Here is a 23,371-nt window from a genome sequence, read left to right on the forward strand (position 1 = left end):
TCTTGCCCACTTAGATAAGAAAAAAATAAAAAACGTGAAATTGCGGCTGCAATTTCACGTTTTTTATTTATAGATAATTTTTATGTCCCAGCCTCTTTTCTTGAACTAATATTGGATAAACAGAATACGTTATTATTCTGGCATATTGACACCTAAACTATGGAAAATTTGTTGATAACTCCTCCATGTTTTATTCTTCTATATAGTTAATTCCCTCTTCTAAAATTTCAATTTGTCGTATTGTTTCTTCATCCTTAACCATTTTTTCTTTTCCAAAAATGATCGATTCATAAACACCATCATAAACTCGTCCATAGTCACCAACTTCTGAAATAACCTTTTCTTCATGATATTTTCCTTCATCATCAACGAAAGTTAGAATGCCATAATGTTCAGGCAAATCAATACCGAAATCCTTGTTTGAAGGCATATAAAATAGTTTCAAGTGTTCTTCCTGCCGATCTTTTGTCTGCTTAACAAAAACACCTTTCTTACCATATACGACAAAGCTAGGACGTTCTTTCAAACGAAAATAGCTTGATTTAATAGAAACTTTTTTAGAGTCATAAAAGAGGTCTAAATCAAAATAGTCATTCATATGTCCTTTTTCAAGAAGTTGTCTAACATCATAAGTAATACTATTTGGATTACCGAAGAAAGATAATGCTTGATCGATTGTATGGCATCCATGGCCATATAAATAGCTGAATTCCCCATTAGAAAATTTTCTTGACATAGGTATTTCTGGTCTAAAATAATCATAGTGCATTTCAACTTCTAAAATATCTCCTAAAATACCACTATTAATAACCCTTTGAACCGTTAAGAAATCTGAATCAAATCGGCGATTTTGATAACACTGAATGAATAGATTTTTTTCTCTTGCATATGAAAATAACTCTCTTGCTTGGTCAGAAGTCTGTGTAAATGGTTTTTCGACTAATACATGTTTACCATTTTCTAGAGCTAATTTGGCATATTCATAATGGAATTTTAATGGGGTACAAATGACGACCAATTGAATCTCTTTATCCTTAAAGATTCTATCTGGATCATCAACATAATTGACATTTGGAATTTTATCCCAAACACTGTTGTTTCGTCGTGAGTAAATAGATTTCACATGGATGTTTTCATTTTTTAATGAAAAAGGTAAGTGATAGCGATTAGTACTTTTTCCGTTTCCTATATAGCCGATCGTTAACATGAAAAAATTCCTCCATTTCTCTTTTAGTAGCTTGATTATATTTAAGTTGATAAATTTTGAATACGTTTTTTAATAAAATAGGACCTCTTTTCCAACAAAACTCGGAATTGGTGATAATAGGCTGAACATGATGTTTAAAATGGTGACATTTTGATGATTTGACAATAAAAGATATGCGCGTTATAAGTTTTATAAAGCACTCATGTTGTGGTGTGAGGTTGTACCTTATTTTAATAAGAAAAAATCCTTGTTTATGGTCAAACTAAGTGGAGGTAAAAATGACTTTATTAAAGAAACTTGAACAAAAGAAAGGTTTTACTGACACTGAAGAAAGAATTGCTGACTTCATTTTAAAAAGTTTAGAGGATATTCCTAATATGTACATTCAAGAGCTTGCTGAAAGTACATTTACTTCTCACTCTGCAATTATTAGGCTTAGTCAGAAGTTAGGTTATTCAGGGTATAGAGATTTCAAAGTAGCATTAATCCATGAAATACAAAGTAATAAACATGCTATTGCAGATGTTAATCCTAATTTCCCTTTTCTACCTACGGATAGTTCTTTAACCATTGCAAAAAAAATGGCTGATTTAATGATTGAAACGATAAGAAAGACCTTATTTAAACTTGAAGGGGACCAATTATATAAAGCAGTGGAAATTGTAAGAAATGCCAAACGAATTTTTCTTTTTGGAAATGGGGACTCTCAGATTCGTGCACGTAGCTTTCAAAACAAATTTATTAAAATTGATAAGCATCTAATCATTGCTGATGAATATGGAGAAGCAACATGGAATGCATTAAGCATGGATCAATTAGATTGTGCAATTTTTATTAGTTATGCTGGCAATTCGGAGCCTCACCTGAAAATATTAAAATATCTATCTTCTTTGAAAATCTCTTCAATCATGTTAACTGGCAATCCTGAATCGACTATGTCTAAATTATGTGATCTGATAATTGAGGTGCCAGATGATGAATATGACTTCTTCAAGATAGGGACATTTTCTTCACAAATAGCGTTTGAGTATATTTTAGACACCATTTTTTCAGTTATTTATGCGAATGAGTACACAAGAAACCTTGACAATCTTAAGAAAAAGGAAAAGGCATTTAGAAAGTGGGAGCTATTTAAATAACATAATCACGTGTATCGTGAAAATATAGAGATTGTTAGGAGCTACAAGGGTAGCTCCTTTTATATTTTGGCTCTTTTAAACGATTATGTTGTTATTTGAATAAAACGAAGTTTCCGTATTTTTATGACCTATTAATTAATTTTTTTCACTTTTATTCATCCTTCTCTTCAATTTTTCTTCAGTAGATGAACCCTCAACTGGAGTATAAATGCTACACCAAAAATCTGTATTACCATGAACTTGTAAAGAAGATAAATTAAATAGCATTTTTCCTGCCTTGGAATGCCTAAATTCAATTAAAACTTCGGGTGCCATACTTACCTGATTTTCTTGCCATAAAGACTCAAACTCTGGATTAAGATTAGTCATTTCTTCGAGAAATTGAGTGTACCATTCATCCCCCATATATTGTCCATAATAAACCCGAAAGATGGATAGAAAACCTTTCACAAAATGCTCCCAATTGACAGCTAAAGACCTCAATTCTTTCCTAGTAAATACTAAGCGGATTAAGTTTCTCTCTTCAATGGGAATTTGTTCAAAATCCAAAAAAACATAGGCTGCAGCAGGATTCCAACCAACGATTTGGAAATGTCGGTCTGTGATCAGAGAAGGGCAATATTTTAATTCTGTTAAAATTTTTTCTAAAGAAGGGGAAATTTTTGTTTGTAAAACTTCTTGTTTATACACATTTGGGTTTACTTCTAATGCTAAATCGTATAAATACTTTCGTTCATCATTATTTAACTGTAAAGCAGATGCTATAGAATCCAGTACAGAAGATGAGACTTTAATATCCCGCCCTTGTTCTAGCCATGTATACCAGGTAGTGCTCACTCCCGCTAATTGGGCGACTTCCTCCCTCCTTAGACCTGGAGTTCTCCGCCTAGTTCCCGTTGGTAATCCTACTGTTTGAGGTTGTATATTTGCACGTTTTGACTTTAAAAACTTTGATAGAGCTTCTAATCTTGTTTTACTATTCATGTTAAATTACTCCTGTCTTAAAACGATAATCATATTACTAATTATACTATGATAAACAACAACTTGTAATAGGATAAACACGGTGCCAAAATATAGATAATCTAATAACGAGGAGGAAGAAATATGGAACGAGTTGTGATTACAGGGATGGGAGTCGTGTCACCCTTGGGTAACAACGTTGAAACATTTTGGAGGAATTTAACCGAAGGCAGGTCTGGTATTTCTTACATTAATAGGTTTGACGTAAGTAAACATAAAACCAAAATTGCTGGATTAGTTAGGGATTTCAATGCTGAGGATATGCTTGGTCAGAAGGATGCAAGGCGTATGGATAGATTTTGTCAATTTGCTCTAGTTGCAGCTGAACAAGCATGGAATGATTCCAATTTGAACATTAAGGAAATAGATTTAGAGCGTCTTAGTGTATATATTGGTTCGGGAATAGGTGGAATTGAGACATTGATGCATAATATTGATGTACTTCGAGAAAGAGGACCACAAAGGGTAAGTCCAACAATGGTGCCTTCGATGATAGCAAATGCAGCTTCAGCACAAATAAGTATCAAATGGGGGGCATTGGGACCTTCTATGTCACCTGTTTCTGCTTGTGCAATTGGAAATACAGCTATTGGAGAGGCTTTTAGAATTATTCGGTATGGTATGACTGATGTAGCATTTGCTGGAGGGGCTGAGGCAGCCATAACAGAATTGTCTCTAGCCAGTTTTGGGAATGCAAAAGCGTTGTCTTCGAGGAATGATGAACCAAGTGCGGCTAGTCGTCCTTTTGATGCGAAAAGAGATGGATTTGTCATGTCTGAAGGTGCAGGAATTTTAATACTTGAATCTTTAACACATGCTTTAAGCAGAAATGCACGAATTTATGCTGAAGTAATTGGATATGGTGCTAGTTCTGATGCATATCACATGGTTTCTCCACATCCAGAAGGTAAAGGAGCCTATCTTGCAATGAAAATGGCTTTAAAAGATGCGTCCATTTCTACGGATGATGTAGATGTAATAAGTGCTCATGCAACAAGTACAGAGATAGGTGACATATCTGAAACAAATGCGATAAAAAATTTGTTTGGCGAACAAGCATACAGGATACCAGTCACGGCTAATAAGTCGATGACAGGACATTTATTAGGAGCAGCAGGTGGGGTTGAAGCTATTGCATTAGCAAAAAGTCTCCAAGAGGGCATCATTCCGCCAACTATCAACTTAGAGCACCCCGATCCATTATGTGATTTAGATTATGTACCAAACGTAGCCCGACAAACAAATCTCAATATAGGAATCTCCAATTCATTTGGGTTTGGTGGGCATAATGCAGTAATTGCTTTGAAGAGGTATTCATTGTGACAAGTGCTGTCCTTTAGTTTAACTTATTAAAATGCGGGTATATAGTAAGTAGCTACCCCCCCATATTCTTATTTGCAAACTTTGACTATCTTTCTGATAGTCCTTTTTTTGGCTGGGAAAGAAATGGAATAGATCAAATATGGTATGGAGGAGCAAAGGGGGTTTCTTACGCTGGAAATTCTCATAATCTAAAAAACTAATAACATATTTAGACAAATGGACAAGAAAAATATATACTTATATCAGGAAAAAGCATGAAAAGAGGAGAAATAATGGAAATAAAACGTCAGAATGTCGATTTTGGTAATTCTATTTTTCAAACCCTTGTGGATGGTTATTATTTTGAGATTCCTACCAATGTAGTAGAATTAACGAAGGAAAAGGCAGACGGCCACTTTCCGTCTACTTTTAATGACCCCCAATTCCTTCTGCAAAATATGCTCATTTCAACAACAATAGACGGTGTTGAGAAATTTTATTTAGTGGGCGATTCAGCAGAAAAACAGGTGTTAGGAAACAATCATATCAACAAGCTTCATGATAAAACACAATCTGAGATTCCCTATGTGATGTTCCTGGCGTCAGTTGCCTATTACAATGCATTAAAAGGAAATAGCAATGAAGATAACAAAGTAAACATTAATTATTTTTCAACTATGCTTCCCATTTGGTTACTTAAGAAAACGAACAAGTTCAGTGATATGCAAAATAAAATGGCCAGCCGATTTGAAGGGGAGCATCAAGTAGCAATTTTAACGCCAGGATTTGAAAGAGTTGTAACCATTCTGGTCGAAACAAGCAAATGCCGGATCGAAAGCGAAGTGGCTCGCTGGGCTATAAAAAAAGATTTTGATTTGCAGGATCGTGAGGAAGCCAATTCATTTAAAAACGTTGAAACCCTCATTGTCGATTTAGGGGGAGGGACCGTTGATCTTGCCTTGCTTCAAGCAGGACTTCAAGCTCCTAAAAGCAGGGATTCATTGAACTGCTTCACTGACATTTCGTACCTAAAACACATTGAAAAACTGAGAAACGAAAAGTTACTTGAGTACTTTGATGATGTTCGCTCATTAGAAGAGTTCATTATCAAAACAATAGAGAAAACAAAAATGGAGCAACGGGATGGAAATAGCGGTAAAACCGTGGATCTGACAGGGCAAATTCATGAGTCATTACGGGAGTATACGCAAATTTTATTAACGAAAATTGAAAACACCTTCCCATCACCAAAAGATAAAGTCTATAAATATATATATATTGGTGGAATCGCTGGAATTCTAAAACAATTCATCGAAGAATCGATTGATACAAGGTATGGCTCCGATATTAGAGAGCAAAATCATCTATTCCTACCTGATGCAAGGAAGTTAAATTTATATGGTCTAGAAATTTTAAGCAGGCATGAAACAAACGTAGTTTCCGCATAAGAGGGGAGAAGAACGTATGAGCAACAAAGATCATCTTCGTGGTGAAAAGTCCGCTGTCGGATTACACAATATCTATTCCAATCTGACTGCACAGATGTTTGCACCATTTTACGCTCTTTCAAACTTTTTTTTAACTCCTGCTACTCGTCAAACGGATGTGGTCAGAATGGAATCAAATAGTAACAATGAAACTGAAGGGTTGATTTTAAATCCTTTAAAAATCTCTCCAAAGGTGTATGCATTTCTTGAGCAAAAAGCACAGGCAAATGAGTTGGAGGATTATATCACGAATCTTGTTGAGCAGGATCTGGATAAATTGCAAAAGGAAGAGACACTAACTTTAATAGATTCACTTCGTGAAGAGTTTTTAAGTAAGATCGATCTACTAAAACAAGAATTTGCTTCTGGTAAAGTAGCTGATTCTACTGGGATGGGGTCCCTCCAAGCAACCGAGTTACGGGGGTTTATCACGAAGCTAGGTGAGCAAAAATTAGATAAGGACCAATTCCAAACATTGTTAAAGTCCTTTCGAACCGAGCTATTGAGTGAGATTAACCAACTTAAAAATGATATTACTTCGCGTCCTGTTGATCCTGCATATTTAAATAACACAAAGCCTTCAAAGGAACACGCTGAAGAAGTGAACGATTTGAAAGAAGGGCAATTACTCGATAGTGAACAAGTGACAGGTACTATTGAAGAAGTGATAGATATTGATTTTTAAAATATAAGAGCAGATTGACCAATGGCATCGCATTAGCGATGCTTTTTATATAGGAGAAAAAGCTTTTTAAAAAAAGGGGTTCCAAAAAGGTCAGTAAATCTTAACTTTTTGGACAGCCTCTCAAAGAATCACAGTCTCTTTCGATAGCGTAGTGGTGTTTCTCCGTATTTTTGCTTGAACATTTTATAAAAATAACTTGGATCGTTATAGCCGATTTCATACGTGATATCTGCGATTGTCATCTCTGTCTCCCGCAAAAGCTTTTTAGCCACACTCAGTCGTTTATCGTTTAACAGATCAAAAAATCCTTTTCCTAATTCCTGTTTGATTTTGGTAGACAGATAGTTTTTATTATATTTTAATGCTTTAGCAAGTGAATCAAGTGAAATATCATGATAGTGAAAATCTATGTAACTAATGATTTCCATAATTTTACAATTAGTAATATTCTGGGTGTCTCCCCAAGCCCGTTTTTCAAGTTCGCGACTGATTTCATAACTGAATATCGAAAAATAATGTTTAATTATTTCCTGTTTGAAATGTTTATGATTGAAAAACTCGACCATCATGTTTCGCAACACAGACAAAATGGTTTCATTTTCCGATACGTCGATTAGCAAAAAATTACTGTAAGCCGATTTTTCACGAATAGCGTTAAGTAAAAATTCACTAAAAATCGAATGCGATTGGAAAGAGTTAAACAAAATATCTGCTGATAAAAAATTTTCATGTACTAAGATATTGATCAAAATATCATTTTCACCGATATAATCAATTTTTTGGACCACATCTTTATCCATAACGATGATGTGGTTTTTTTTAAGTTCGATTTTTTCATCATTGATATACTGCGTGCAATTCCCCGAATACATATAGTTAATTTCGACAAAATCATGGGTGTGCGCTGGTGTGTAAGAAAATCGTTGCTGCTTATTGATAAAAATATTACCCTCAAGAAAAAACGCCTCTTTCGGAATTTTCGGTACTTTTTGGAGAGCATAAGGGAGATTCAACTCGTTGATATTCATCTTTTCTGTGAGTTGAATCTGCTCGATCTCTGTGTGTTTGAATAGGTGCTCATCTAAGGTGGATAATTCCATTTTTTGCAAAACTCCTCTATAAAATTTACTGAAAACCTGAATAAAAACCATATTTTCAAAAATATATTCCATTTTATCTAGATTATAATTAGATTATACTTTTTTTGTAAGCGGTTAACAAGTAGAGTGAAAGGAAGATAGAATTGAATAACTGGATTTGGTACCCTGGAGATTTTGAAATTTACCATATCATGAAACAGAATTTCAGTCGTGAAGAACGTGAATTTGATTGGCCTGCCTACTGGTATACGCCTAGTTGGAACCATAATGTTCGGTTTAGCCGAACTTATGATCTCACAGAAAAGACAAGTTTTACTGTATATGCTAAGGGAAAAGGCTATGTAGCAATTAAACGGCAAAATTCAGATGGCAGTGAGCAGGTCGACAAATTCCCATTTGAACAAGTGATCACTTGCGCTTCTGGTGAAGTTACCGTCGAAGTAATCGTTTGTCACTTGGAAGGGTTACCTTGTATTTTTGTGAGCGGGATAACGATTTTTTCTGATGAATCATGGCTTGCCTCGAACTATATTGAGCATGATCAGCGAATAGGAGGAAGCGCACTTTTTACAAAAAAAGAGCAAAATCCAATGGACTTTCCTTATACTCATGAAATCAAGGCGCCACTCAAGATCGAATCTGTTAATGGAGGTCGACTTCTGGATTTTGGTTATGATATCACAGCAAAGACGCGAATCACTTTTTCTGAAATGTTTCAACCAGTTACGATTTGTTACGGTGAGAGCAGGACGGAAGCGCTCGATGTAAACGACTGTTATCTCAAACAAGTGATTGAATCGCCCGAAGATACAGGGCTCGAACAAATTGAGGAAAACACATATGTCACACGACTACGTGCGTTTCGCTATATTTTCTTACCAAATGTAAAAAGTAATTCTATTACCATTACAGTCGATCAACAATTTGTCGATTTTGGCGGAGTGAGTCAGTTCAAGTCTTCTGATGAACGACTCAACCAAATTTGGATGATAGCCGATCGAACCTTCCGTACTTGTAGCGATATTTTCTTTTTAGACGGGGTCAAACGTGATAAGTGGGTATGGTCGGGTGACGCGTATCAAAGTTATTTCATCAATCAGTATAGTTTTTTCAACAAAGAGATCGTCGAGCGGACGATTCTTGGACTTCGCGGAAACGATCCGTTCCGACAACATCTCAACACAATCATCGATTATTCGCTTTATTGGCTGATTAGCATTGAAGAGTATTACAAAACATTCGGTGATCAGAAGTTTCTTGAGAAAATTTATTCGAAAATGGAATCGCTTTTGCAATATTGTAACGCCCAAACCGATGAACATGGTTTTATTTATGGGAAGAAAGGCGATTGGGTTTATATTGATTGGGCGGAATTCGATATTTCTGGTCCGCTCTGCGCAGAACAAATGCTGTTAGCACGCGCGTATCAAAGTGTGATTGGCGTCCGTCAAGCACTTGGGATACCTATCAATGATTTAGATGGAAAGTTAGAAAGACTAAAGTCAAATATTCATAAATTTTATTGGGATGAAGAAAAGGGCGGTTTCATTGATAGCTATGAATCTGGCAAACACAATGTGACAAAACACGCCAATATATTTGCGATTCTGTTTAATTTTGTAGACGAAGAAAAAGCAGCGAAAATCAAACATCATGTCTTAATGAATCCAGAAATTAATGAAATCCATACCCCTTATTTCAAATTTTGGGAACTTGAAGTGATGGCGAAAATTGGTGAGTACCCATATGTCATCGAACAGATCAAATCCTATTGGGGCGGCATGTTAGATGAAGGTGCGACAACTTTTTGGGAATATTATGATCCGAATGAGACGGGCGTAGAAAAATATGCCATGTATGGAGACAAATATGGGAAGAGTCTGTGTCATGCGTGGGGGGCAAGTCCGATTTATCTGATTGGGCGCTATCTATTAGGAGTCCAATCTACAGCACCGGGTTACGAAAGTTTTGAAGTGGCTCCACAGGTCAATCTTTTCGATGAGCTGACGTGTACGTTGCCAGTTGGAGAAGGACAAGTAACAATCGAACTCGAAAAGGGTCAACTCAGGGTATTAGCAAACGTTTCTGGAGGAAATCTTTGTCTAGCGATTCAAACGATCGCTTTACCAAAAGGACAAAAAATAACAATTAAGTTATAATTTAAAAGGAGAAATCAACATGGGGAAAACAGAAGATAAACTTTCAAGTAAAGATTGATTTTTGGCAAGTGTTGCTGGCATCGCTTCTTATCTTGATGCCGCTTTGCTTGTAAGTGCTGGTATTGCGCTTGCGATCTGGTCAGATCATTTCGGTATCAATCCATGGTGGACAGGGGTTATCAGCACATCGCTAACCTTATCAGTTGCGATTGGGGCATTAGTTGGCGGTCGTTTGTCTGATAAATTTGGTCGGGTGCGTGTCTTTAACATCGATATTCTACTTGTCGCAATCGGCAGCATTCTGATCGCATTTTTCAACAACATGGTAATGTTACTCGTTGGGTTGGTTATCGCTGGACTTGCGTCGGGTGCTGATTTACCAACATCTCTTGCCGTCATCACCGAACGTGTTTCGCCCGAACGTCACGGTAAAGTAATCACGGTCACCGAAATGTTCTGGATTCTTGGAATTCTGCTCTCACAGGCTCTTGGTTTTGTGACTTCGGAAATGGGGATGATGGGGACACGGGTACTTTTCATTTGGATCGCCGTCATCGCACTTCTCAACTGGGGTGTGCGGGCATTTTCGCCTAAATTCCACCAAATCGAACATGAACTTTATGAACAAAATGCACATAAAAACATGGACGCTCAAGCAACGCAAAAAGTTTCTGTAAAGGCGATCTTCGCTTCAAAAAAATATTATGTGCCACTGATTTCTGTGACTGGTTTTTACCTTTTTTGGAATATTCCAGCGAATACTTGGGGGTCGTTCGTCAATTATTTCCTCGTCACGATCAACGGACGCTCGCAATCCTATTCAACAGCACTAGGCTTCTTTGCCAATCTAGCGGCGATCGCTGTTCTATTTTTCATCTACATGAGACTTGCTGACACAAAATATCGTTACTTCATGATGCATACGGGTATTTTCCTTTGTATCCTATCTTTTGTCGTATCCGGAATTTTTGGCGGAACTTCGTGGATCATTTTCTCTGCGGCTTACTTTATTTATTCCGCTTGTAACAACTTACATGGAGAATCGGTCTATAAAATTTGGACTCAATCTTTCTATCCACCTGATATGCGGGCAAGTGTCACGGGTGTATCGATCGCTATCGTGCGGATTTTGACCGCTATCTGCTCAGTATTTACACCGATGATTATGAACTATTCACCAGATCTTTTGATGTGGCTGCTTGTTGCCTCACTTTTAATTTGCTGGGCATTCGCAGGTTCAACAATTAAATTAGTGAAAAAATATAATATCTCTGATCCAGGTATCAAAGGTTCAGGTGCCAAGGAAAATGGTGCCGCTTAATCGTAAAAGTAATTAGAATTATGGAAAATGCCTCATGTTCACTCAATTTTATACTTTAAATAACCTACAACTCCAAACGAGAAGACATCAAAGGTGTTAGAGTCACATCTTCCAGGTATCTCTAAATATGTAATAAACAGTAGTTTAGGCCCCGAACTTTGTTGACGTTCGGGGCTTATTACAGGTCTATTTCAAAAGATTTTAATGATCAAAATGGATACTGGCGATCTTTTGTTTGGATGGAAACCCATTTGGTAACGGTGAATTCTTCTACCACCCATGGATTGCCAAAACGGCCTAATCCACTCGCTTTATTTCCTCCGAATGGAATATTCGGCGCGTCATTCACTGTTTGATCATTGATATGGGTCATGCCGCTATCAATTTGTAATGCAAGATTTTCCCCATGTTTTAAGTCGCTTGTAAAAATGGCAGAACTTAATCCATACTCTGTATCGTTGGCGTAGGAAATGGCTTCTTCATCTGTTTCCGCTTTTATAATAGTAGCAATCGGAGCAAAAAGTTCAGTTTGTGCCAATTTGCTGGAATTTTGAACATCTGTAAAAACATACGGGGTCAGAATGTTTCCGATCCGTTGTCCTTCCAAGGCAATCGTTACACCTTCCGCTTTAGCTTCTTCAATATACCTCAGTGCTTTATCTAACTGTTGCTTATTTACTAATGGTCCGATGACAGTATTTGGATCACTCGGATCACCATACGGAAGCTCTTTAGCCCGTTCTACAAACTTGGCGACAAACTCGTCATATTTGTTTTTGTGTACGATTATCCGGTTGATAATCATGCAAATTTGACCTTGATGGACCAATTTTCCAAAGACAGCGGCGTTGACGGCTTGGTCAATGTCTGCGTCAGATAAAACGATAAATGGGCTGTTTCCGCCAAGTTCAAGTGCAACCCGCTTTAAGTTCTGGCCGGCAATAGCTCCAATATGGCGCCCAACCGAAGTGGAGCCAGTAAAACTGATGAATTTCGGAATCGGGTTTGTCAACATGGCATCACCGATTTCATTAATATCGGTTAGAATCACATTTAATACACCATTAGGTAAACCAGCGTATTCGAACGCTTTTGCAATGATCGTACCACCAGAGAGGGCCACTTGGATGTCAGGCTTGTGGACAACGCTATTTCCAAGGGCAATGGCAGGGGCGATTGTCCTCATGGATAAATTCATCGGAAAATTAAAAGGTGAAATAGAAGCAATCACGCCTAATGGCAGCCGGTGTATATGATTTAATTTGGCATCATCCGGACTTGGAACTTCTCGCACTTTACCGATTTCATCCGCAAATTTGATCGACTCCTCCAAAATTTCGATGGTTAGATGGAATTCAATATTAGATTTTAACACGGTACCGCCTGTCTCAAGGCCAATCGTTTTGACAATCTCCTCGCGGTTCCTGTTTAAATAATCCATTGCTTTATGGAGAACGGCTCTTCTTTCTTCAACGGTTGACTTTGACCATTGCTTCTGTGCTTCTTGAGCAATTTGAAATGCTTCATCCAACTGTTCTTTTGATGCTAAGCGAACGGAAGTAATAACTGTATCATCATATGGGTTCAAAATATCATAGGTTCTCGCGCTTGTGCCTTCTGTCCATCCCCCGTTGATAAAACTTTGATTTAACACCCCAACTGCTTGCATGAAAAAACTCCTCCCATCAATAATCAAATAGTCCCCATGAATTGTAGCGCTTACAAAAAAGTAGTTCATAGCTATGTACAGTTAAAATATTAAAATATTCAACTGAATATGGCGAATTCTAGCAACGATATTTTAGGAAGTAAACTAGGTTATTGCTATATATGCAACTTTGATAAAAAATATTAATCTAGGAGTTTAGGAATTAAGTAAATCAAGAGAACGTTCGTCTATTCTTTTTTATATGTTTTAATCAATTGCTTAATAAATGCATCCATGGTGTTGTCTATGAATAAATCTTTTTTATAAACGATCCCTATCATTTTTCGGAAATCACGATCCATGATGTGTACCTGCCTAATCTTGTCGTCATGTATGGTAGAAAGATAGGACTTTGGTAGAATGGTGGCTAAGTCATGATTCTTTTTTACGAGTTGAAGCAGTGCCTCTACCGTCGAGAACTCAATTCGGGGTTGGATGGTGAAGCCCACCTTTTGGCTCTCCTCCTCAAAAAAGTGACGCATGGTAAATTGATGAGGTAGCAGCGTCAGCGGATAGGTTTGCAAATCTTTTAACTGAATGGAATCGATCTCTGCAAGTTCGTGAAGATGGGAAACGACTAAATAAAATTCCTCTTCAAAAAGTGGAATCGTTTCGAGCCGATTGTCTTCCTCCATTAAAAAAGTTACTCCTAAATCTAATTGGCTCTCTATAATCCTTTGAAAAGTTTCTTTCGTTCTCAAATCAATGATCGAAAGCTCAATGCCTGGATATTTTTCATGAAAGGATAAGACTGGAGATGTGAGTAAATGCCCTCCCGAACATCCAATTGACAATTTTCCCCGTAAAATCCCCCTCACGTCCTTGATTTTCGTACTTACCTGGTCTAATTCAAAAAAAATCCGTGAGCAATGTTTCAATAGAATGTTACCTGCATAGGTTAAACGGACTTTTTTTCCGGCACGGCTAAACAAGGGAGTACCTAGCTGGGATTCCAACAGTCGGATTTGCTGACTCAGCGTAGGCTGACTGATTCCTAGCTTTTCTGCGGCTTTTGTAAAATGTAATTCCTGCGAAACGGTTACAAAATATTCTAATAGACGAAACTCCACAAGCTTCACATTCCTTTTAATAGTTTGTATCTATGATAATCATTAAAAATATTATATTGAACAATGAAAGGGTTTACAAATATAATAGCTTTAAAGTTTTATAAGTCTAAATATTCCCAATTGTATTTGGGCTATTAATCGAAGGATAGGAGATGTGATTATGTCAAGTGAAAAAACATCTATGGCAGTAGCTCAAGTAGAGGCCCAACATTTCAAATATACAACTTCCTCCGCTTTAATGGAGGCGCTTCAAGAATCTGGTGTTTCTTACATTTTCGCAAACCTAGGAAGTGACCATCCTGCTATTATCGAAAGCTGGGCACAGGCACAACTAGAAAACAAAGAATTCCCGAAAGTGATCATTTGCCCGCATGAAATGGTTGCTTTAAGTGCCGCACATGGATTTGCTCAGGTTAGCGGAAAAGCCCAGGCTGTTTTTGTTCATGTTGAATGTGGAACCCAAAACATGGGTGGGGCCATACATAATGCGGCTAGAGGAAGAGTACCTGTATTCATTCTTGCTGGAGCTTCACCCTATACGCAGGAAGGGGAACTATTAGGAAGCCGGAATGAACATATTCATTGGCTTCAAGATGTGTTTGACCAGCGTGGAATTGTCCGGGAATATGTGAAATATGATAATGAAATCCGAACTGGGAAAAATGTAAAACAGCTGGTTCAACGGGCGCTGCAAATAGCAGAAAGTGATCCAAAAGGACCGGTCTATCTGATGGCACCTCGTGAGGTATTGGAAGCGGAAATGGAACCTCCAGCTATTGATCATCGGGGTTGGAAACCACTTTCACCAGGCGCGATTGCACCAGACGATGTAGCAAAACTTGCGGAGAATCTGATCAAAGCCGAACATCCTTTAATTGTCACTTCCTACCTTGGTCGAAATACGAAGGCGGTTTCAGAGTTAGTCAAGCTTAGCGAAAAGTTAGCGATTCCTGTATTGGAGTCCGTACCAAACTATGTAAATTTTCCCGCGTACCACCCGATGCATATAGGGTATCAATGGAATGCTCCTGTTCAAAATGAATTATTAAGTCAAGCAGATTATATTCTGGTCATTGATAGTGATATTCCTTGGATTCCATTAGTTAATAAACCGGATAAAGGGTGCGCAATTTCTTATATTGACGTAGATCCATTAAAAGAGAAAACACCACTATGGTACATTCCGTCTGAAAGCTTTTTTAAAGCGGATTCATTGGTGGCTCTTCAGCAGTTAAATTCCTATATCGACAATGTTAATGATATAAACCAAGAGAAAATTTCTAACCGCTACCTCCAAATTGCTACGATCCATTCGAAACAAAGAAAGGAATGGAAAGAGAATGAGACCTTACAGAACCCTGCCAACATTACACCTCAGTATTTAACAGCCTGTATTCGCGAGGCAATTGATGAAGACACGATTGTCTTGACAGAGTCCATTACGAATTATGATGTTGTATCAAAACACCTTCCACGGAACACGCCTGGAACGCTATTCGGAAGTGGGGCAAGCTCACTGGGTTGGCACGGTGGTGCCGCCATTGGGGCTAAGCTGGCAGCTCCGGAGAAAATGATTCTTAATCTTACAGGGGATGGAACTTATATCTTCAGTAATCCGACACCTGTCCACTGGATTTCTAGAAAATATAATGTCCCATTCTTAACGGTGATTTATAACAATCATGGCTGGGGGGCGCCGAGGATGTCAACATTGGGTGTACATCCAAATGGGATTGCTAGTCAAACGGATCAATTTTGGGTGAATTTCGACCCGGTGTCGGATTTATCAAAAGTAGCCGAAGCCGCTGGCGGGGCCTATGCGCAAATTATCGAAAGACCGGAGGAACTGATGGGCAGCTTAGTCAAGGCTATTGAGATGGTCAAAAGCGGAAGATCGGCTGTATTAGATGTGCGGTTGCAAAATGTGTCCCAACAGCAAATATAAAGAGATATTATAAATCAATGTATATTGAAATGAAGGAGGATAACGGATGAAGAAAAAGGGCTGGCAGCGCTATCACACGATTTGGGCAATGTTGTTTTTAGGGTGGTTTGTTTCCTATATTGACAGGACAGCAACCGGACCTGTCATAACATGGATGATTGACAATAAGGTGTCTTTCTTGTCAAATGTACCAAACCCTCATGGATTAGGGGGATTAATCGGCAGTTTATTTTTTGCAGGGTTTATGATGAACCAATATCCTGGCGGTTCCATTGGGGATAAATTTGGGCACCGAACCGTTGTGGTATTAAGTATTTTATGGGCAGGGATTACGACTCTATTCACAGGTTTTATCTCAGGCTTAATCCTGTTTGTTCTTTTACGTGTGTTATTGGGATTGGGAGAAGGGGTCTTTTATTCGAATGACCGATCTTATATTGTCTATCATTCTCCAAAGGAAAAAGTCGGACTTGGAATGGGTGTGGTCATTACCGGACTTTCGGTTGGACTAACTGTCGCGACTCTTGGTGTCCCGCTCCTTCTCAACGCGATGGAACCAGTGATAGGCAAAGAAGCATGGCGCTCTCCTTTTATTCTACTAGGTGTTATTACTCTAATATCGTCTCTATTAATTTTTAAATATATGAAACCTTTATCTGCATCTGTTCAAAAAATGAACCCAGAGTCTCCAGCAGTCAAAGAAGCATATGGAAGTGCATTTCTTCTTATGTTGAAGTATGCAGCGGTTTTCATAGTGATCATTATGGGGATTTACTTTGCTGCCTTAAAAATGGGGTTATCCGATATTGCTATTGCGTTTATTTTAGTATGTCTTTGTCCGCTCTTCATTGTTTTCCTATACAAAACGCGAAAATCTGAAATTCGTCCTGTTTTAGCCAATAAAAACTTAATTTTTCTTTACGTTTCCTTTATTCCAGTTATTTGGCACTTGTGGCTGTATGGCTTTTGGTCCGTTTCGATTGTAAAGGATTTTGGCGGCGGGGCACTCGTTGCAGCTGCGTTGGTTGCTTCCTTTAATGGAATTGCAGGAATTGTTGGCTTCCCAATTGGAGGAAAAATATCCGATATGGTAGCGGGAACGGAATATGGCAGACGGAATGTTTTGGCTGTTATGACAGGATTACTGACTGTTTCTATCTTTATATTTGCTGCCTATGTAATGACGGGTCATAACAATCCTGTCATCATGTCGATCATCCTCTTTGTATCTGGGTTATTCTTCTTTGCCCTGCAGCCAGTGTCACATGCTTTGAATGCTGAAATTGCCCCAGAAAATAATCGGGGTGCAGCGTTTGGAATGTTCAATTTTATCTCAGAGATTGGTGCTGTTCTTTCTCCGGTTGTCTCCGGTGTTCTTCGTGATAGTACAGGAAGCTGGGGAGCGCCGCTGTTGTTGGATGGTGTTCTCCTAGCGGCCAGCTGTATCTTTGTGTTATGCGTCAACAGAGGAGTCACCACGCAAATGAGCTTAACTGTTGAGAAATAATAAATAAGCAGAATGAAAACAGCCTTGTCTTTTTCTTAAAGGAAAAAGACAGGGGCTATTTCATTTTTTAAAAGCATAGTAGATAATTCTACATAACAAAAAATTCATAAATAGATCTTTTTATGCACGATAATCTAACGACTATAATGTTTTCTCTTTAAATTGAAGGAGGCTTGAATAAAATGCAATTGTTTAAAAAGACTTTTGATGAAAAAGCATTCCAGCTATTAAAAGAAAAAATGGAGCAAGGGCTGCTGCCTCAGTGGGTTGTCACAGATCCGGATCTTTATGAACTGGAAATTGAAAAAATATATGGGCATACATGGCAATTTCTTGGACATGAATCGGAGTTAAAAGAGCCAGGCAGCTATGTGACCAGGTGGATGGTAAATGATCCTATTCTTCTCGTGAAAAATCGAAATGGTGAAATTAACGCGTATCTTAATTCTTGTACTCATCGTGGAACGCAGCTTTGCACGGCGGACCGGGGAAACAAAAAGTCTTTCACCTGTCCATATCATGGTTGGAGCTTTAACCTTGATGGGGATTTAATCGGTATCGTCGCTGGTAATAAGGTGTACGGTGAAGAAATGGATAAATCCGAGTGGGGACTACGTAAAGTCCCCAAAATTGGCATTTACCAGGGGATGATTTTTGGAAATCTTGATCCAAATGCTGAAAGTCTGGAAGATTACTTAGGTGATATGAAGTGGTATTTGGATATGATGATGGGCAGGAGTGATGGGGGAATGGAAGTCATTGGTCTGCCGCAGCGCTGGGTAGCAAAAGCGAATTGGAAAGCAACGGCAGAAAACTTTGCTGCTGACCCCTACCATGTCCAAACTACTCATCGTTCTACAGTTGAAATGGGAATTAGTCCAGAAGACCCGCTTTACGCTGGATATGGACACCAGGTGGTCATTGACCATGCACATGGTATTAATGTGATTACCTCTAAAACAGGGCAAGCTAGAGTGCCATTTCAGGGAACTCCTGAATCGATGTGGCCGATGTTCAAGAAAAACGTAACTCCGGAACAATATGACATCCTTTCAAGAGTGACGGTTTTCGTTGGCGGCGTGTATCCAAATCTATCATTTGTCAGTCCAATACATGGGACAGAGGGACATTTGCATAATTATTTGAACTTCCGGCTTTGGAGACCGATTGGACCTGAAAAAGTAGAGGTATGGTGCTGGTTCTTTATTGATAAAGCGGCTCCGAAGGAATATAAGGAATCAGCTTATAAAGGTTATTTAGGATCGTTCGGTCCGACTGGAACGCTTGAGCAGGATGATACAGAAACATGGGCACGAATTGTTGAAGTTAGCAGCGGATTGATGATGCGTGATAAAGAATTAAGCTATAACAACGTTAGCAACTATTTAATGGGTATGAATCGGATTGAACCGGATGAAAATTTTCCTGGTCCCGGAACTGCCTATTCAACCTGCTATCTTGATGCGATTTCTAGAAAAATGCATGAAGAATGGCTTGAGCTGATTTCAAAGGATCTCTTTGTTAAGGAGGGAGTTTAAATGGATTCCAGTATTCAAATAAGAATCTCTCCTGAGGTAGAATTAGAAATTATACGTTTTCTTCATAAAGAGGCTAATCTTTTAGACCACCGAAAATATAAAGAATGGCTCGAATTGCTGGCTGATGAAATTGAATATCGTATGCCTCTTCGCGAAACAGTAGAAGGTGTTGGAGTTAATGATATTGCTAGTGATTCGTCCTTTTTTGAAGAAACGAAACTATCACTTACTACACGGGTCAATCGGTTGTATACAAAATCCGCTTGGGTGGAAAATCCCGCAACACGGCAGCGTCATTTTATCTCAAATATTATGGTTGAACCGACTGAAGATCCCAATGAATTTAAAGTCACTAGTTATTTCTTATATAAAAGAAGCAGAGGTTCTACGCATGTGATCGAAGAATTGTTTGGTGAGAGAAATGATATTATACGGAAGGTGCATAACGAATATAAAATTGTTTCACGGACAATAATTCCTGATCAGGCTGTTATTACGACGATGAATATGAGTATGTTCTTATAGTAAAATGTCCTAGAAATACTAAAGTCGTTTTACTAAATATCTTGAAGGAAAATGTAATTTGGGCTTTTCAAGGAAAAATGTCCACATTCCTACTACAAAAGGAATAAGCTGTTCCAAAAATAATTTTTGGGACAGCTTTTTTGTGGTGAAGGAATACAAAGCTTATAATTGTATTAAGATTGAAATCACAAAATAGAAAAGTTTGCTTCTACTTGATCCAAAAAATGAGAAGCACTTTTTTTAAGTGATTACTATAGATAGGAGGAAATTTATATGGCAGACATTAAATATGAAATTATTCAAACCATTGCCGTACTTTCAGAAAATGCAAAAGGCTGGAAGAAAGAACTGAATCTGATTAGCTGGAATGGACGGGAACCCAAATTTGATATCCGTGACTGGTCCGATAATCATGAGAAAATGGGAAAAGGGATCACGTTATCTAAAGAAGAGATAGACAAGTTGAAGGAAATTCTTAATTCAAATTAACTGAGGAGTAAAAAATGAACAGTGTTAAATCATATAGTAAATTTGTAAAACCTTATTGGAAGTTAGTTGTTATTACATTAATCATTGGTGTGATAAAGTTTGGAATTCCTTTAACATTACCATTGATTATGAAATATACCGTGGATTCTATTTTGCTAACAAAACTCTCATTAGGTGAGAAGATTCTTAAGCTCACTTATATTATTTCGATTGCGTCTGTTTTATTTATTATCGTTCGTTTTCCAGTTGAATATTATCGTCAATATTTTGCTCAAGAAATAACAAGCAGAATTTTATATGACATTCGGGATAAACTCTATAATCACTTACAAAAGCTTTCTCTTCGCTTCTATCAAAACCATAAAACCGGAGAAATCATTTCCCGTGTTATGAACGATGTGGAGCAAACAAAAAACATTGTTGAGACGGGTATGATGAATATTTGGTTAGATATCTTCACCCTAACCATTGCACTCGGCTTTATGTTTACCTTGAATGTAAAACTGACATTTGTGGCGATTGCTATCTTGCCTTTTTACGCTATCTCTGTAAAAAAATTATATAAACGTCTTAAATTATTAACTAAGCAGCGTTCACAATCCCTTGCGGATGTACAGTCTTACCTTCATGAACGGGTTGCAGGGATTCCTGTTGTAAAAAGTTTTACATTGGAGGAGTATGATCAGAATCAATTTGACATACGAAACAGTAATTTCCTTACGAAAGCGTTGAAAGTTACCCAGTGGAATGCTTTAACCAATTCAATCATTAATACACTAACTGATATAGCGCCATTACTGGTGATTGCCTATGGTGGATATAAGGTAGCGACAGGAGACCTTACCATTGGGACATTTGTTGCCTTTTTCGGCTATTTAGATAGGATTTATAGTCCATTACGAAGATTAGTCAATTCATCTTCTTTATTGACACAAGCAACGGCTTCGCTTGAAAGGGTGTTAGAGTTATGGGATCAACCTTATGATGTTCAAGATCAACCGACCGCAAAACAGCTAACAGAAGTTAATGGTGATATCAAGTTTAATTATGTATGGTTTAGATATGATAAGGATTCGGATTATATATTAAAAAACATTCATTTATCGATTCCCTCTGGTCGAACGGTTGCTTTAGTTGGGATGAGTGGAGGGGGTAAATCCTCTTTAATAAGTCTGATTCCTCGATTTTATAATATTGATAAAGGCGAGATTACCATTGATGGGATGAATATTGAAAACATCACTCAACAAAGTCTAAGAAAGCATATTGGTATGGTGTTACAGGATAATATTTTATTTAGCGGCACCATTCGAGAGAACATTTTATTGGGAAATCCTTCCGCATCTGAAGAGGAAATGATCTTGTCTGCTAAGGCAGCAAATGCCCACGAATTTATTCTTAATCTTCCCAATGGCTATGATACAGAAATAGGGGAGAAAGGTGTCAAACTATCAGGCGGTCAAAAACAAAGGGTTGCCATTGCAAGAGTTTTTCTCAAAAACCCTCAAATTTTAATCCTAGATGAAGCAACATCAGCATTGGATTTGGAATCAGAATCCCTAATTCAAGAATCGCTTGATAAATTAGCCAAAAATAGAACAACGATTATTATTGCCCACCGTTTATCGACCATTACACATGTTGACCAAATCATCTTCATGAAAGATGGAGAAATTATTGAGCAGGGGACTCACGAAGAATTAATGAATCAAAAAGGGTATTATGAGCAGTTATTCAATATCCAAATCTTAAATCAAAATAACAATAAACAAGTTTTGATGGACTAGTAAGATAATTAAAGAAGTTTAAAGAGAGAAGGATTTCAAATTAACTCTAAAGCCAGAAAAGTTTTCAATATTGCTTTACCAGCTATTGGTGAATCCTATCTTCAAAGTTTACTTGGGGTCGTTGACTCATTTTTTATTGCAAAGTTAGGTCTATTAGCAATTAATGCAGTAGGCGTCACGAATATTTATAGTATGACTTATATTGGGGTTTTTACCGCCATTTCTGCAACCCTTTCGGTGTTTTTATCTAGATCTTTTGGTGCTAAAGATGTAACGAGAAACAAAGCCGTCATTTTCCACGGAATATTTATATCCATTTTTATAGGATTAGTTTTTTCAATCGTTTCGGTTGCTTTTGCTAATACGTTCCTTGAACTAATCGGAGCAAATGCCAAACTTAAAAATACAGCCGGTATTTACTTTAAAGTGGTACTAGGACTTACCCCCTTTATAGCGTTATTTACGGCTCAATCTGCTTCTTTTCGTGCTATTGGGGATACAAGGACCCCTTTCCGAGTAGGAGTTGAAATGAATATCATTCATGTCCTACTAGATTATGTTTTGATTTTTGGAATAGGTTCATTCCATGGACTTGGACTAACTGGTGCAGCAATTGCCATGATTCTGGCAAGGATTTATGGGTTTCTTAGACTTGTCATTATCTCTCAACGGATTACAGCCATAGCGTTAATATTTAGTGATTGTAAATTCCTTTGGAATTTAACCGTAAGTATGATCAAGTTTGCCATTCCTGCAACGATTGAAAGGTTAAGTATGAGATTGGGACAAGTTGTTTATTTCGGGCTGATTGTTCGAATGGGAACTGAAGTTTATGCCACCCATAATATAGCTGGTACATTAACGACCTTTGCATCCACTGTCGGGGGTGGGTTTGCAGTGGCTTCAAGTACACTTATTGGGCAAGCAATTGGAGAAAATAATTTGAAAGATGTTAGAGAATATAGAAAATGGAGCTATATTCAATCAGCTTTATCAATGACGATCATTACTGCTTTATTAGCAATAACTAGTCCATGGATTGGGAAATTATTTACCCATAACCAATTCGTTCTTCATTTATTAATGATTGTTTTGTTTATAGATACCGTTTCGCAACCATTTCTTGCATCTGTCTCGGTTGATACCTCCGTTGTTCAAGCAGGAGGAAATAGTTCTTTCCCTATGATTGTGACAATGATTGGAATTTGGATAGTTCGTACATTGGGGGTTTATCTTTTTGCATGGAAACTTGGTTTTGGTTTACCAGCCGTATGGATTTCCATTGCAGCAGATAATGCACTTCGAGCAGGACTTTTTCTCTGGTATCGTCAAAAGAAAAATATAATAAGAGAATTAGCTTAAGAATTTAGAAAATTAAA

Annotated in this window: 18 protein-coding genes; 13 read left to right on the forward strand and 5 right to left on the reverse strand. The window is 37.7% G+C overall.

Annotation, left to right across the window (positions count from 1 at the left end):
- Positions 1-190: 190 nt before the first annotated feature.
- Positions 191-1,207: a Gfo/Idh/MocA family oxidoreductase gene (locus JOC76_RS28165; protein WP_205182094.1), complete on the reverse strand. Its 1,017-nt coding sequence runs from the start codon at positions 1,205-1,207 to the stop codon at positions 191-193.
- A 278-nt stretch (positions 1,208-1,485) separates the two neighbouring features.
- Here JOC76_RS28165 and JOC76_RS28170 point away from each other — a divergent pair, with 278 nt between their 5' ends.
- Complete coding sequence (locus tag JOC76_RS28170; RefSeq protein WP_205182095.1) at positions 1,486-2,346, forward strand: MurR/RpiR family transcriptional regulator; 861 nt, start codon at positions 1,486-1,488, stop codon at positions 2,344-2,346.
- Between the two features lie 135 nt (positions 2,347-2,481).
- Here JOC76_RS28170 and JOC76_RS28175 read toward each other — a convergent pair whose 3' ends face one another.
- Entirely contained in the window at positions 2,482-3,330 is an 849-nt protein-coding gene (locus JOC76_RS28175) for a helix-turn-helix transcriptional regulator (RefSeq protein WP_205182096.1), read from the reverse strand.
- A gap of 123 nt (positions 3,331-3,453) precedes the next feature.
- Here JOC76_RS28175 and fabF point away from each other — a divergent pair, with 123 nt between their 5' ends.
- From fabF to JOC76_RS28190, 3 genes are all read left to right on the forward strand, one after another.
- Entirely contained in the window at positions 3,454-4,692 is a 1,239-nt protein-coding gene (gene fabF / locus JOC76_RS28180; RefSeq protein WP_205182097.1) for a beta-ketoacyl-ACP synthase II, read from the forward strand.
- A 272-nt stretch (positions 4,693-4,964) separates the two neighbouring features.
- Complete coding sequence (locus JOC76_RS28185) at positions 4,965-6,119, forward strand: ParM/StbA family protein (protein WP_205182098.1); 1,155 nt, start codon at positions 4,965-4,967, stop codon at positions 6,117-6,119.
- 16 nt (positions 6,120-6,135) lie between these two features.
- Positions 6,136-6,843: a hypothetical protein gene (locus tag JOC76_RS28190; RefSeq protein WP_205182099.1), complete on the forward strand. Its 708-nt coding sequence runs from the start codon at positions 6,136-6,138 to the stop codon at positions 6,841-6,843.
- A gap of 128 nt (positions 6,844-6,971) precedes the next feature.
- On the opposite strand, the gene JOC76_RS28195 is transcribed toward JOC76_RS28190, so the two are convergent.
- Positions 6,972-7,943 (reverse strand): AraC family transcriptional regulator, encoded by a 972-nt coding sequence (locus JOC76_RS28195; RefSeq protein WP_205182100.1) that lies wholly within the window; start codon positions 7,941-7,943, stop codon positions 6,972-6,974.
- A gap of 143 nt (positions 7,944-8,086) precedes the next feature.
- Here JOC76_RS28195 and JOC76_RS28200 point away from each other — a divergent pair, with 143 nt between their 5' ends.
- The gene (locus tag JOC76_RS28200) at positions 8,087-10,102 is read left to right on the forward strand and encodes an alpha-L-rhamnosidase-related protein (protein WP_205182101.1); all 2,016 of its coding nucleotides are present in this window, start codon (positions 8,087-8,089) and stop codon (positions 10,100-10,102) included.
- A 61-nt stretch (positions 10,103-10,163) separates the two neighbouring features.
- Positions 10,164-11,423: an MFS transporter gene (locus JOC76_RS28205; RefSeq protein WP_205182102.1), complete on the forward strand. Its 1,260-nt coding sequence runs from the start codon at positions 10,164-10,166 to the stop codon at positions 11,421-11,423.
- A gap of 208 nt (positions 11,424-11,631) precedes the next feature.
- On the opposite strand, the gene JOC76_RS28210 is transcribed toward JOC76_RS28205, so the two are convergent.
- Entirely contained in the window at positions 11,632-13,092 is a 1,461-nt protein-coding gene (locus JOC76_RS28210; protein ID WP_205182103.1) for an aldehyde dehydrogenase family protein, read from the reverse strand.
- 227 nt (positions 13,093-13,319) lie between these two features.
- Complete coding sequence (locus tag JOC76_RS28215; protein ID WP_205182104.1) at positions 13,320-14,201, reverse strand: LysR family transcriptional regulator; 882 nt, start codon at positions 14,199-14,201, stop codon at positions 13,320-13,322.
- 160 nt (positions 14,202-14,361) lie between these two features.
- Here JOC76_RS28215 and JOC76_RS28220 point away from each other — a divergent pair, with 160 nt between their 5' ends.
- The 7 genes from JOC76_RS28220 (at position 14,362) to JOC76_RS28250 (ending at position 23,354) form a co-directional block, all read left to right on the forward strand.
- The gene (locus JOC76_RS28220) at positions 14,362-16,146 is read left to right on the forward strand and encodes a thiamine pyrophosphate-requiring protein (protein WP_205182105.1); all 1,785 of its coding nucleotides are present in this window, start codon (positions 14,362-14,364) and stop codon (positions 16,144-16,146) included.
- Between the two features lie 46 nt (positions 16,147-16,192).
- The gene (locus tag JOC76_RS28225) at positions 16,193-17,653 is read left to right on the forward strand and encodes an MFS transporter (RefSeq protein WP_205182106.1); all 1,461 of its coding nucleotides are present in this window, start codon (positions 16,193-16,195) and stop codon (positions 17,651-17,653) included.
- A gap of 182 nt (positions 17,654-17,835) precedes the next feature.
- Entirely contained in the window at positions 17,836-19,191 is a 1,356-nt protein-coding gene (locus JOC76_RS28230) for an aromatic ring-hydroxylating oxygenase subunit alpha (protein ID WP_205182107.1), read from the forward strand.
- Positions 19,192-19,716, forward strand: coding sequence for a 3-phenylpropionate/cinnamic acid dioxygenase subunit beta (locus JOC76_RS28235; RefSeq protein WP_205182108.1), 525 nt, complete (start codon positions 19,192-19,194; stop codon positions 19,714-19,716). It begins immediately after the preceding gene.
- A 273-nt stretch (positions 19,717-19,989) separates the two neighbouring features.
- Positions 19,990-20,205 carry a YdbC family protein gene (locus JOC76_RS28240; protein ID WP_205182109.1) on the forward strand — a complete coding sequence of 72 codons (216 nt, stop codon included), beginning with the start codon at positions 19,990-19,992 and terminating at the stop codon, positions 20,203-20,205.
- A 14-nt stretch (positions 20,206-20,219) separates the two neighbouring features.
- Positions 20,220-21,992, forward strand: coding sequence for an ABC transporter ATP-binding protein (locus JOC76_RS28245; protein ID WP_205182110.1), 1,773 nt, complete (start codon positions 20,220-20,222; stop codon positions 21,990-21,992).
- 84 nt (positions 21,993-22,076) lie between these two features.
- The gene (locus tag JOC76_RS28250; RefSeq protein WP_307784782.1) at positions 22,077-23,354 is read left to right on the forward strand and encodes an MATE family efflux transporter; all 1,278 of its coding nucleotides are present in this window, start codon (positions 22,077-22,079) and stop codon (positions 23,352-23,354) included.
- The last annotated feature ends 17 nt before the right edge of the window (positions 23,355-23,371 follow it).

Source organism: Neobacillus cucumis (assembly GCF_016908975.1).
In the GTDB taxonomy this organism is placed as follows: domain Bacteria; phylum Bacillota; class Bacilli; order Bacillales; family Cytobacillaceae; genus Neobacillus; species Neobacillus cucumis.